Raw genomic sequence first — 13304 nt, forward strand, 5'->3', positions numbered from 1 at the left:
CACGGCCATGGGACCTGACGCCGGTGAATCAACCGGCGCCCTCCTTCATCGACCTCAATACTCATGCTGACTTCTCTTGATTGTGGGATACATCAACCGCGCGCCTTGCGCCGTCGACGCCACACCAGCAAACCGGCCAGCAACAACAGAGCGCCCATGATCGGCGGTGCGGCGGCTTTGAGCTTGGGCAGGACCACATGCTTCAACGCGTATAGCTGCCCCTGGTGCATGTAGTCATAACCGGCCGGCATCGGTAGCACACCGTTGGTCCGCGCGTATTCGGCGTAGTCGGCCTGCATGCTCTGGAAGCGTTCCGGCATCTGGTTCTGCAAGTCGAGCACTTCCCCTGGGTCAGTGGCGATGTTGTAGAGGTGCCATTGCTCGTTGCCCACCGGCTTGAGGCTTTTCACCAGTTTGTAATCGCCCTTGAACAACGCCGCGCTGCCGGACAACTCATAACCAATGGCCTGATCCTCGGGGTGTGCCCGTTCGGATACGCCGCGCAGCACTGGCACCAGGCTGCTGCCGATCATCGGCTCCACCGTCTTGCCCTGGTACTGGCCGTTATGGGCCGGGACCCCGGCCACTTCCAGTATCGTCGGGACAATGTCGGTCACATGAGCAAAGGCCTTGGAAATCCGGTTGCCCTGCATGCCCGGCACACCGGACACAATCAATGGCGTACGCAACCCGCCCTCACCGGCAAAGAACTTGTAACCGCTCAACGGCGATGCCGCCGCACTGGCCCAGCTCGGGCCAATACTGTTGAATGCGCCCTTGGAACCCAAACGGTCGAGCTCGCGGGTGTAGTGCATTTCCAGCCACATTCTGAATGCCGGAACATCGTAGGGGTCCGTCGGCTCGCTGCCATTGTCGGAAAGAAACACGAACACCGTGTTCTCGTACTCACCCGCCGCTTTCAGATTGGCGACGAGCCGACCGACCTCCTGGTCCATGGCATCGGCCATGCCGGCATATACCTCCATTCGCCGGGCTTCGTAACGTTTTTGATCAGCACTCAGTGCGTCCCAGTTGCCGGTACTGCCCATGGTCAGCATGCCGGCATTTGCAGGAATCAACCCCAGTTCGACGGCTCGGGCTCGTCGAGCTTCGCGCAGGGCAGTCCAGCCTTTGTCATAAGCTCCCCGGTACTTGTCGATGAAATCCCTGGGCGCCTGCACCGGGATGTGGTTGGCCTGGAACCCCAGATAGGCGAAGAAAGGCTTGCCGTCCTGACGACCTGCCGAGATGTAGTCGATGGCCTTGCTGACGATGAACGTCGACGAGTAGTAATCCTTGGGCAAGTGCGCGGGCTGGCCGTCCTCGAACCAGGACGCCTTGTCATACAACGGCGCGTAGGGGCGCTCTTCCCAGTTGTCCGAACCACTGTCGGCCTGGATGAACGAACGCTCGAAACCGCGATTGTTCGGCAAGGTGTCAGCGGTCTTGCCCAGGTGCCACTTCCCGCTGATGTAGGTGTGATAACCGTTGTCCTTGAGTTGTGTGGCCACGGTGATCGCATTGTCGTTGAGTACACCGCTGTAGCCGGGTTTGCCCAGATGCTCGTCCGGCATGGTTTCCGGCATATTGCCCACGCCGTTACGGTGGTTGTCGACGCCCGTCATCAGCATCGAACGGGTGGGTGAGCAGGATGCTGTGACATGAAAGTCGGAAAAGCGCACACCCTCCCTGGCCAGGGTGTCGATGTTTGGTGTGGAAATTTCACTGCCGAACGAGCCGACATCGCTGTAGCCCCAATCGTCGGCCACCAGCACCACGATGTTCGGTTTTTTCAACGGCGACGCGGCGACACTCAGCGAGCTGAAAGCCACGCACAGGGTGGCCAGAACGAAACGGTTCAAGGTGAACATCTACGAGTTCCTTGCTGAATTTTTCAAGGACAGCGAACGCCATTCAAGGCTTCAATAGAGCGCCGATCACGCGCCGAAACAACCTGCCATAAGGCGGTCGCAACAGGCCCATCACATCGAACCGTGGTGGCATGAACACCGAGCGCTCCAGACTGAACGCCTTGAACCCATACCCACCGCGATAACGACCAAAGCCCGAGTGACCACAGCCACCAAACGGCAAATCCGTCTGGAACAGGTGCTGCATGACTTCGTTGATACAGGCGCCCCCCGAATGGGTGCGCTCCAGCACATGCCTGGCTTCGGCACGGTCGTCACCGAAGTAGTACAGCGCCAGAGGTCGCGGGCGCGCATTGATGTAGTCGAGCGCTTCGCTGATGTGACGATAGCTGCGAATCGGTAGCAGCGGGCCGAACACTTCCTCTTGCATGGCCAGTGTCGTGTCCGACGGATCAACCAGCAGGGTCGGTGCGATCTTGCGCGAAGTGCTCAAGTCTTCATTGCCCGGATTGACCTCGATAATCCGCACGCCCCGCTCACGGGCGTCTTGCAGACAGGCCTGCATTCGCCGGTATTGCCCGGGTGTCGCCATTGCGGTGTAGTCCGGATTGTTCAGCAGCGTCGGGAACAGGCGGCGCAACTCGGCCTGCATGCAGCTCAACAGGCGCTCGCGATCATCCTCGTGCACCAGCACATAATCCGGCGCGATACAGGCCTGCCCGCTACTGACTCCCTTCCCGCCCCAGATGCGTCTGGCGGCGTTTTCAAGGTCCGCTCCCCGACCAATGATGGTCGGAGATTTGCCGCCCAACTCAAGGGTTAACGGTGTCAGGTTTTCAGCTGCGGCGCGCATCACCAGGCGCCCGACCCGTGGGCTGCCGGTGAACACCAGATGATCCAGCGGCATGGCGGAGAACGCCGCGCCCAGTTCGGCGCCACCGATAAAGGCTGCCACCTCGCTGTCATCGAACTGCTCGGCCAGCAGTTCAATCAGCAGACCGGCCGTTGCCGGTGACAACTCAGAGAACAGGATAATCGCCCGGTTACCGGCCGCCAGCGCTTCGGCCAGTGGCCCCAGCGCGATGGCGATGGGAAAGTTCCAGGGCGAGATGATGCCTATCGTGCCCAGTGGCTGGTAGTGAATCTCGGCCCTGGCGCCCAACCAGCCGCTGCCCAATTCGGTCTTGCGGCGTTCCGGGCGCATCCAGCGGTGAACATGGTCACGCGCGTACTTGAGCCCCTGAACCGGCAACAGCACATCGGCCATCAGCGACTGGTCATGACTGCGCCAGGTAAAGTCGCTGGCCAATGCTTCGCACAACCGCTGCTGATTATCGACCAACAGCTTTATGACTCGGTTTATTCGCTCGATACGCAAGGCGGCTGGCGCTGGCCCCTCGGCCAGGGATGCGGCTTGCTGACGGGCAAGAACGGCACGTACCCGCTCGGGTGCAGACACAGTGCTTGCGTCAGTATCGGAACACGTCTTCTGGTCGTGCAGTGCAGAGTTCATGTGCGTCGCCCTATTGTGCGGACGGATTTGGCCCGACCAGTTCGAAGTCCGGTGAGAACTTGTCCAGCGAGCCGAGCACGTCATAGACCGCCACTTTGCTGCCATCGATCTTCAGGTCGCCCTTGAACACCGCCTCAATCGGCGACTCTTTCTCCGCCAGAATGGCGTTGAGCGTCTCGCGTGTCAGGGTAATCGTGGCGTCGGCCTTCTCTGCGTTGTAATCGGCAATATAGGTCAACGCCGAGTTTTCCAGATTGAGCGTGTAACGCTTGCCCGAGGTACCGATATCGGTGAAGTTCCAGTTGAGGACAATGTGTTTACCCTCGACATCGGGAGCCTTCAGACGGACACCCAGATAATCGAAAATACTGTCGATGGTCAGCGCCCGGAGCATATCGGGGCTGGCGGTACGCATTGGTGAAGCCAGTTTCTTGCCTCCACTGCGATGCTCCATGGCGGCGGCCAGGTAGCTGTTGCGCTCAACCGCCGACTCGGCCTGGTAGCCCAATTGTTCCAGGGCATCGGCAGCCAGTTCTCTCGCCGCACTGTTGTTCGGTTCGGCGTAAATCAAATGGCTCATGGCTTGTGCCACCCAACGGTACTCACCGTTGGCAAAGTCGGTGCGGGCGTGGGCGAGCACAGCATCGGCACCGCCGCCATAGGCGACAAATTTCTTGCCGTAATCAGTGTCAGACAATGCATCCAGATGTGCCGGATTGGCGTCATACCAGCCCATGTACTCTTGGTACACCGCCTTGGAGTTGCGCTGCACTGAACCGTAGAAACCGTGGGTGAAGGTTTCGCTGGCCAGGCTCGCCGGGACGTGATCGCGCATGTATTCGGCAATCTCGACGGGTTTATAGCCCTTGTTGATCAGGCGCAACGATTGGTCGTGCAGCCACTTGTACATGTCCCGTTGCTTGGACAGGTAGTTGACTACGCGCTCATGCCCAAACACCGGCCAACCATGCTGACTCACCAGGGTGTCGGTTCCCGGGGCAAACTGATGCAGGGCCTCGTTAAGGTACTTAGACCAGGCCAGGCCATCGCGGATGGTCGCCCCACGCAGCGTCAGCAGCTGATGCTGGGTGGGCAGTGCCAACTCACCGGTATCGAGTACCTTGAACTGCGGGAAGTAGTGGACGAACTCGGCCGGTGCCTCGGCCCCCGGCGCCAGCATGTTGACGATTTCTACGCCATCGATGGTCAGCGTCTGGACTGGCTGACTGAGTTCAATGGTCGGCGGGATCATCGTAATGGTGCCGTTGGACAGGGCCTTCGCGCCACCCAGGTCGACCTGACCCTGAACACTACGCGGCAAGGTCGTGCCGAACTGGTACTCGGCGCGCCGGCTCATGGCGTTGCCAGCCATCACGTTCTCGGCGACCGCGGTCTTCATGAATCCTGCCGGGGCGATGATCTGTACCTTGCCCGCCTTCACATCCTCTTCATCGACGATGCCGCGAATACCGGCGAAGTGATCGACGTGACTGTGGTTGTAGAACACCGCCACCACCGGTTTTCTCGGCCGATGCTGGTAGTACAACTCAAGCGCCGCATGCGCCACCTCGGTGGCCAGGTTGCAGTCAACGATGATCAGGCCGGTATTGCCTTCGATGATGGTCATGTTGGTCAGGTCAAGACCGCGCACCTGGTAAAAACCGTCGGTGACCTTGAACAGCCCACTGGACATGGCTCTTTGAGCCTGCTGCCAAAGACTCGGGTTAACCGTTGCCGGTGCATCCGCGCTGGCAAAAAATTCATAGCCTTTGAGGCTGTACACCACATGACCATCGGCCGCGGTGGTTTCGGCGTCGGGGATAGTGGCAATAAACCCGCGCTGGATATCGGCGTCCACTTCGTGATCAACAGGCGGCATTTTCTGTGCCGTGGCCGCGTTGACGGCGATGGTCGCCGCCGTCGCCGCTTTCTGGCCGCCCTGACCCGCGCTGTTTTCGCCGGTCTGCCAATGAATGCCAGTCTGCGCGCGCGACCACTGCAGCGCCCCCACAATACTGGCGGCCAGCACTGACACCGTCAGCACGACGCGGATAGTTTTCATCGCAAGGTCTCTCTCTAATTGTTATTGGATTGCCGTTGCGATGGTGCAAGCAAGTGCGCCTGATTTGCTGGTCTTCTCAATCAATTCATCTGTCTCTACAGGCTGGGTAGCGCCAGCTTGACGCCCCTCTATTGCCCCACCCTGCGGACCACCGCTTTCGTTGCAATGACCTGCGACAGCACAGGCCGCATTCCTACTATCGCCCTATCAACTGCGACAGCACGGCGGCGCCGCATGCCCTGACAATCGCGCCCTAACAATAAAGAGGAGTTGTCATGACTGAAGATGTCTTGCTGTATGAAACCATCGGCCCGGTTGCGCGCCTGACGCTCAACCGTCCCAAGGCGATGAACGCGCTGAACCTGGCGGTTCTCTTCGAACTCGAACAGCATCTGGGCGAGATCGCCGCCGATGATGACCTGCGGACGGTGATCCTTACCGGCAGCGGTCCGGCCTTCTGCGCGGGTGCCGATCTGAAAGAAGTCCTCGCGGGCTCCAGCCTGGCCGCTGGCGAAGCCGACTTTCTCGACCGTGCCAATCAGGTCTTCGGCCTGCTGCGCAATTTCCCCAAACCGGTGATTGCCGCGCTCAACGGCGTGACCATGGCCGGCGGCCTGGAACTGGCCATGTGCGCAGACATCGTGGTCGCTGCGCAAAGTGCGACCCTAGCTGACGCTCACGCCAACTTCGGCGTGTACCCAGGCGCCGGTGGCGCGGCGGTGCTGCCGCGGCTGATCCCGCTGAACATGGCGATGTACCTGCTGATGACCGGCAAATCCTTGTCGGCCACCGAAATGAAAGTCTACGGCCTGGTCTGTGAAGTCCACGCCGATGCAGCCCTCGCCGACGCCGCCCTGGCCTTGGCGCAACAGATCGCCAAAAAGAGCCCGATTGCCCTGCGCCGCATGAAAGAAGTGGCTCGCGCCTCGTCCGACAAATCCCGCGACGACGCCTTGCAGCACGAGCAAGTGATGTTGCGTCAGCACCTGCGCACCGCCGACTTCCAGGAAGGCTTGCTGGCGTTCGGAGAACGCCGTGCACCGCACTTCAAAGGCTATTGAGCCGCAACGCCCCCAAGGCTTTGCACGCGATCACCTCACAGGAACAGACAATGAACGATATCTACGTAGTAGGCGTTGGCATGACGCCGTTTGGCCGGCTGCTGGAGCGCAGCGTCTATGACATGGTCGACGAAGCCGTCGGCCTGGCCTTGAAGGATGCCGGCGCCACCGTCGGCGACATCGGCTCGGCGTATTACAGCACCATGACCAACGGCATGCTCCAGGGCCAGACCGGCATTCCCGGACCGATCGCCATGCGCCGGCTCGGCATCGAGGGCGTACCAGTTTTCTCCGTGGAAAACGCCTGCGCCTCCGGCTCTTCGGCATTCAATCTGGCGACCCTGGCCCTGCGGGCCGGCCAATGCGACATCGCCCTGGCGGTCGGCGCCGAGAAGATGAACATCCCGGACAAGGCAAAGATGTTCGCCGTGTTCGATGGCGGCTGGGACGTATCCACCGTCGAGCAAAACAAACACACCCTGCTGGCCATGGGCGAAGGCATCGTGCCGCCGCCGGGCACCGTCTCCGAACGTCCTTACAGCGTGTTCATGGACGTGTATGCCGCCATCTGCCGCAACCACATGTTGCGCTACGGCACCACCCAACGGCAGATCGCGGCCGTCGCGGCGAAGAACCACCAACACTCGGTACACAACCCGCTGGCGCAGTTCCAGCAGGCATTCAGCATCGATGAAGTCCTGGCCTCGCCGCCGATCTGCTACCCGCTGACCACCTTGATGTGTTCGCCAATCAGTGACGGCGCGGCCGCCGTAGTGCTGTGCAACGCCGACGGCTTGAAGCGTTTGAAAAATGCCGGTGATCGCGCCGTTCGTGTGTTGGCCAGCGTCGTGCAGACCGGAACCCACCGTGGCCTGGATGAGCCGGAAAAAATCGTCGCCCACCTCGCGGCGCAAAAAGCCTACGCCCTGGCCGGTGTCGATCCATCCGACGTCAGCGTGGCGGAAGTCCATGACGCCTCGGCCATCGGCGAAATCCTCAATGCCGAATCGTTGATGCTGGTGCCCTTCGGCGAAGGCGGTCCGGCTGCCGAACGTGGTGATTTCACCGTTGGCGGTCGCATGCCAATCAACCCATCGGGCGGTCTGGAATCCAAGGGCCACCCGATCGGCGCCACCGGCCTGGGACAAATCCATGAGTTGGTCACGCAGTTGCGCGGCGAAGCCGGCAAGCGTCAGGTCGACGGTGCACGCATCGCGATTCAGGAAAACGGTGGGGGCTTGTTCGGCATCGAAGAAGCCGTGGTCGCCGTGAACATTCTCGCCAAACAGTAAAAACACACCATTTTAAGGAGAGCCCCATGGGACATGTCATGCGTACCCCGGAACAACAGGAAGCCGTCGAGAGTTTCCGCCGTTTCCTCGCCGACAAGATCGACCCGATCTTCAACAAGGAGTACCGCGACAAGTTCATCCCGCGCGAGAAAATGGCCGAGGTCATGCGCCAGCTCACCGAGTTCGGCATGGTCTCGGGCGCAGTCAGTGAAGCCAATGGCGGCCTGGGCCTGGACTGGTTGACCATGACCATGCTGTTCGAAGAAGTCGCTGCCTGCTCGGTGGACTTGGCGACGCCCGTGGTCATCAACTCGTTCGGCGCGCAAATGCTGGAAAAACTCGCCCCCGATCACCTGCGTGAACGTTATCTGCCAGGCCTGATCAGTGGTGATCTGTTTGTCAGCGTGGGCATCTCGGAGCCGGACGTTGGCTCCAACGTGCTGGAGATCAAAACCCGCGCCCGCCGCGACGGTGACGACTTCATCATCAATGGCGAAAAGACCTGGATCAGTAACGGCTCCTACTCCGACTTCCTGATCTGCACCTGCCGCACCGGCGATGATCCGCGCAAAGGCTTGACGCACTTTTTGCTGGACCGCAAAGAGCACCCGTACGAAGTCCGGAACATCCACAAGATGGCCTGGAACAGCCAGTCCACCGCGCAGATTTTCCTCAATGATGTGCGCGTGCCGGCCAGCAACATCATCGGCAACGAAGGTGAAGCGCTGAAAAACACCCTGTCGTTCTTCGAACGCTCGCGCGTGTTCGTCGCCGCCCAAGGCCTGGGCATTGGCCGTCGCGCACTGGAAGAAGCGGTGCGTTACGCCAAAGAACGCAAGCAGCACGGCAAGCTGATTGCTGGCCACCAACTGATCAGCGGCATGCTCGCGGAAATGGCCACCCATGTGGATGCCGCACGCCTGCTGACCTACCGCGCTGCCGAGATGATCGGTGCCGGTATCCCGGCAGAAATGGAAGCGGCCATGGCCAAGTACTTCGCCTGTGAAGCGGCCGTGACCATTGCCCGCCAAGCCGTGCAGATCCATGGCGGCGCCGGTGTCACCACCGACTTCCTGGTCGAGAAACTGGCCCGTGAAGCCATCATCGTGCCGATTCCGGAAGGCACCACGCAGATCCAGCAATTGATCATTGGCCGCGCCCTGACCGGGGTCAACGCGTTCTGACTCAACATCGATTCGATACCTGACAACAAATCACCCGGCTCCGTGGAGCCGGGCCACAAACAGGGACACATCATGCGTATTCAAGACAAAGTCATCGTGATCACCGGCGGCGCCTCGGGTCTGGGCCTGGCCACCGCACATTATCTGGTCGAAGAAAAAGCCGCGCGCGTGGCAATTTTCGACCTGAACATCGAAGCCGGGGAAAAAGCCGTGGCCGACCTCGGCGCGGATCGCGCAATGTTCGTGCAGACCGACGTCAGCGATGAAACCTCGGTGCAAAACGCCGTCAATGCCGTCATTGCGAAGTTCGGTGCGATTCACGTCTGCATCAACGGCGCGGCCGTGCCGACCGGCTTCAAAGTGTTGGGCAAGGAAGGCAAGGCGGCACCGCTGTCGCGCTTCGCCCAGGCCACCGCGATCAACCTCAATGGCGTGTTCAACGTCATGTCCAAGTGCGCCGAGCACATGGCGAACAACGAAGCCGAAGCCGGCGAAGAACGCGGCGTGGTGATCAACGTCTCTTCCGGCGCCGCTTATGAAGGCCAGGTCGGTCAGTGCGCCTACGCGGCGACCAAGGCTGGTGTGATCGGCATGAACATGCCGGCGGCTCGTGAACTCGGTGAAATTGGCGTACGGGTCAACGCTATCGCCCCGGGCCTGTTCCTGACCACCATGGTCGCCGGCCTCGACGAGAAGATCCTCAACTCCCTGAAGGCGCAGATGGAAGCACCCAAGCGCCTGGGTGACATGCGCGAGTTTGCTCATTGCTGCGCGTTTCTCATCGAAAACGCCTACGTCAACGGCGAGACTATCCGCCTTGATGCCGCGTCGCGCATGCGTGCCCGTTAATCCGTCGCAACGATTTTTACGGGCCACTCAGAGCAATCAACCATGAAGATGAATTTTTGCCGGATCATGCGCCTGCTCGCACTGCGCCACCGCGAGCAGGAGGCCATCGTCAACGTCGAACGCAATCGACGTTACACCTATGAGCAATACCACCTGCTGACCAACCGCATCGCCGATGTCCTGCGCAACACCCTTCAGGTGCGGGCGGGCGAACGCTTCATGCTGATCCTGGAGAACGACAACCTCAGCCTGATGATGTTTCCCAGCACCTTCAAGCAAGAAGGTACGGTGGTCATGACCAACCTGCGTGACCCGCTCGAAGAGCACGCGCGGCAGATCGATCTGGTCAACCCCAGGGTGGTGTTTCTTGAAACCCGCCTGCTGGACAGTTACTACGACATGCTGCGCAGCCGCGGCTGCGAGATTGTGGTGATGGACCCGCCCTCCGCCGAGCAAGCCACGCTGACCGGCGTGCACAGCTTCTGGTCCTTGGTGGACGCCGCGTCCGATGCCGATAACGACGTGACCCTCGATACCGACAAACACATCTGCATGTTGCGCTTTACCGGTGGCACCACCGGCAAAGGCAAGTGCGCGATGTACTCGATCGACAACTGGATGGCCTGCCGTGACGCAGCCTTCATCAACACCGACCTGGGGCTGTCCAGCGCAACACGGTTGCTGCATGTCTCGCCGCTGTCCCATGGGACCTTGATGCTGTTCTTCCCGACGGTCTATGGCGGCGGCACCAACCTCACCATGAACCAACTGGACATGGAGTCCTGGCGCGAGCAGGTCGAACAGGAACGTGTGACTCACTCGTTCCTGGTGCCGACCGTGCTGTACCGCTTGCTGGAAATGCAGCGCGCAGCCCCCAAGGACTTCTCGTCCCTGACCACCTTGATCTACGGTGCGGCGCCCATGAGCCCGGACAAATTGGGTGAACTGGTGGAGTGTTTCGGGCAGATTTTCATCCAGGGTTACGCCGCTACCGAAGCACCGATGGTGATCTCGGCCCTCGACAAGGCCGCCCACCAACCCGGTGATGCGACAACCCTGCGCCACCTCTCCTCGGCTGGCCGAGCGACGCCAGGGGTGGAAGTGTTCATCACCGATGCCCATGGCATCCCCCTGCCCGTCGGTGAAACCGGTGAAATCCGCATCCGCTGCAAGGCCGTCATCAAGGGTTACTACCAAAACCCCGAAGCCACCGCGGCCGAATTCTGCGACGGTGCGTGGAAGTCTGGCGATCTGGGCTACATCGACGCCGATGGCTACCTCTACATTGTTGACCGGCTCAAGGACATGATCATCAGCGGCGGTTTCAATGTTTATGCGGTGGAGGTCGAGGCCGCCTTGGCCGCACATCCGGCGGTACTGATGGCGGCGGTGGTCGGTATTCCCCACGCCGAATGGGGCGAGGCGGTTCACGCCGAAGTGATACTGCGCAGTGGTTTGAGCATCAGTGCGGAAGAACTGATCGCCCAGACCCGGGCCCGGCTCGGGGGTTACAAGGCACCCAAGTCACTGATATTTGTCGATCAACTGCCGACCTCGGTGGTCGGCAAGGTCCTGCGCCGGCAAGTGCGCGACAAATACTGGCAGGGTTCGACGCGCAAGATCAGCTGAAGTTTCAAGACTCGGGGGCTCGCTGTGTGCCGGCAGCGACGCCCTCCGGGCTCATTGCTGTAAAAGATTTGATACCAGCGTTCGAACCCGTGGAAATAGCTACTTGATGTTTCAAGCATTATACCTACGCTCATTCAGGGGAAATTGGTTTCCAGGCGAGCGTCGGGGGGGCTCTTCTTAAGACAACGATGTCGTGTCAAAGGAGCTCAGCATGAACCAGACAATGTTATCCGCGTTGTTCACTGCTTCAACACTGCTGTCTACAGTGGTCGCCCCCACCCTGGCGCAGGCAGCCGATAAACCTCCTCCCAACATTGTGGTGATCATGGCCGACGACATCGGCTGGTTTAATATCGGTGCCTACAACCAAGGCATGATGGCCGGTCGAACGCCGAACATCGACACCCTCGCGGCCCAAGGCATGCGCTTTACCGACTACTACGCCGAGGCCAGTTGCACGGCCGGTCGCGCCAACTTCATCACCGGTGAACTGCCGATCCGCACCGGCCTCACCACCGTCGGCCAGGCGGGCTCGCCCATCGGTATTCCGGTCGAGGCCCTGACGATTGCCACCACCCTCAAGTCCATGGGCTATGCCACTGGCCAGTTCGGTAAAAACCACCTGGGAGACCTGAACGAATTCCTGCCGACCGTTCACGGTTTCGATGAGTTCTTTGGCTACCTCTATCACCTTGATGCCATGGAAGATCCATCGCACCCCAACTATCCGCAGAACCTCAAGGATGTCGTCGGGCCACGGAACATGGTGCACAGCTGGGCGACCAACACCGACGACCCGACGGTCATGCCACGCTGGGGCAAGGTCGGCAAACAGAAAATCGAAGACGCGGGTACGTTGTACCCGGAACGGATGAAAACCGTCGACGATGAAATCCTGGCCAAATCCCTGGACTTCATCGACAAGGCCAAGAAAGACAACAAACCCTTCTTCGTGTGGCTGAACCCGACCCGCATGCACGTCACCACCCACCTTTCCGACAAGTACGAAGCCATGCGTAACTCGGAGAACGACTGGACCATCCAGGAAGCCGGGATGGCGCAGGTCGACGACATCGTTGGCGATGTGATGAGGAAGCTCAAGGACCTGGGTGTCGACGACAACACCATCGTGGTATTCACCACCGACAACGGCGCCGAGAACTTCACCTGGCCGGACGGCGGTCAAACTCCATTCGCTGGCGGCAAGGGCACCGCGCTGGAAGGCGGCTTCCGGGTTCCGGCCATCGTGCGTTGGCCTGGACAGGTTCCGGCGAACAAGGTTGAGAACGGCATCATGTCCGGCATGGACTGGTTCCCGACCTTTATCACCGCAGCGGGTAATCCGAACATCACCGATGAACTGCTCAAGGGCAAACAGATTGGTGACAGGAACTACAAAGTTCATCTGGACGGTTACGACCAGACTGCAATGATCACCGGCAAAGGCCCTTCCACTCGCCACGAGATCATGTACTTCACTGAAGGGACCCTCGCCGCGGTGCGGATCGATGACTTCAAGTACCGCTTCACCGATCAGCCCAACGGCTGGATCGGCAGCACCGTGAAGCTCGATATGCCGGTGCTGACCAACTTGCGTCTGGACCCCTTTGAGCGGACCGGTTTCACTGGCTCTTATGAGTACATGAGCTGGTTCTTGTATGAGTTCTGGCGCTTCCAGTTCGTCCAGAAGGAAGTCGCCAAGGTGGCCATGACCGCGATTGAATACCCACCGATGCAGAAAGGGGCCAGCTTCAATCTGGATCTGGTCAAGGAGCAGATCCAGAAAGCCATCTCCAGTCAGGCGGGCAAATAAAAAACTCACCTGCAATGGACCGATGAGCGA

9 protein-coding genes are annotated in these 13304 nt (G+C 60.2%); 6 read left to right on the forward strand and 3 right to left on the reverse strand.

What is annotated here, in order from left to right; all coding sequences use genetic code 11:
- Window positions 1–92: 92 nt before the first annotated feature.
- Genes NTD87_RS21340 through NTD87_RS21350 form a run of 3 tightly spaced genes read right to left on the reverse strand, consistent with a single transcriptional unit; the run spans window position 93 to window position 5446 of the window.
- On the reverse strand, window positions 93–1871 hold the full coding sequence (locus NTD87_RS21340; RefSeq protein ID WP_262116162.1) for an arylsulfatase: 1779 nt from the start codon (window positions 1869–1871) through the stop codon (window positions 93–95).
- A 43-nt stretch (window positions 1872–1914) separates the two neighbouring features.
- A complete protein-coding gene (locus NTD87_RS21345; RefSeq protein ID WP_262116163.1) occupies window positions 1915–3384 on the reverse strand; it encodes a coniferyl aldehyde dehydrogenase in 1470 nt (489 codons plus the stop codon).
- A gap of 10 nt (window positions 3385–3394) precedes the next feature.
- A complete protein-coding gene (locus tag NTD87_RS21350) occupies window positions 3395–5446 on the reverse strand; it encodes an alkyl/aryl-sulfatase (RefSeq protein WP_262116164.1) in 2052 nt (683 codons plus the stop codon).
- Window positions 5447–5721: 275 nt separating this feature from the next.
- Here NTD87_RS21350 and NTD87_RS21355 point away from each other — a divergent pair, with 275 nt between their 5' ends.
- From NTD87_RS21355 to NTD87_RS21380, 6 genes are all read left to right on the forward strand, one after another.
- Window positions 5722–6507 (forward strand): enoyl-CoA hydratase/isomerase family protein, encoded by a 786-nt coding sequence (locus tag NTD87_RS21355; protein ID WP_262116165.1) that lies wholly within the window; start codon window positions 5722–5724, stop codon window positions 6505–6507.
- A 50-nt stretch (window positions 6508–6557) separates the two neighbouring features.
- Window positions 6558–7799 carry a thiolase family protein gene (locus NTD87_RS21360; RefSeq protein WP_262116166.1) on the forward strand — a complete coding sequence of 414 codons (1242 nt, stop codon included), beginning with the start codon at window positions 6558–6560 and terminating at the stop codon, window positions 7797–7799.
- Between the two features lie 26 nt (window positions 7800–7825).
- On the forward strand, window positions 7826–8983 hold the full coding sequence (locus NTD87_RS21365) for an acyl-CoA dehydrogenase family protein (RefSeq protein WP_262116167.1): 1158 nt from the start codon (window positions 7826–7828) through the stop codon (window positions 8981–8983).
- Between the two features lie 72 nt (window positions 8984–9055).
- Window positions 9056–9832: an SDR family NAD(P)-dependent oxidoreductase gene (locus NTD87_RS21370; protein WP_262116168.1), complete on the forward strand. Its 777-nt coding sequence runs from the start codon at window positions 9056–9058 to the stop codon at window positions 9830–9832.
- A gap of 42 nt (window positions 9833–9874) precedes the next feature.
- Window positions 9875–11461: a class I adenylate-forming enzyme family protein gene (locus tag NTD87_RS21375; protein ID WP_262116169.1), complete on the forward strand. Its 1587-nt coding sequence runs from the start codon at window positions 9875–9877 to the stop codon at window positions 11459–11461.
- Between the two features lie 211 nt (window positions 11462–11672).
- Window positions 11673–13274 (forward strand): arylsulfatase, encoded by a 1602-nt coding sequence (locus NTD87_RS21380; RefSeq protein WP_262116170.1) that lies wholly within the window; start codon window positions 11673–11675, stop codon window positions 13272–13274.
- Window positions 13275–13304 lie beyond the last annotated feature (30 nt).

Source organism: Pseudomonas sp. 6D_7.1_Bac1, assembly GCF_025465945.1.
Taxonomy (GTDB): domain Bacteria; phylum Pseudomonadota; class Gammaproteobacteria; order Pseudomonadales; family Pseudomonadaceae; genus Aquipseudomonas.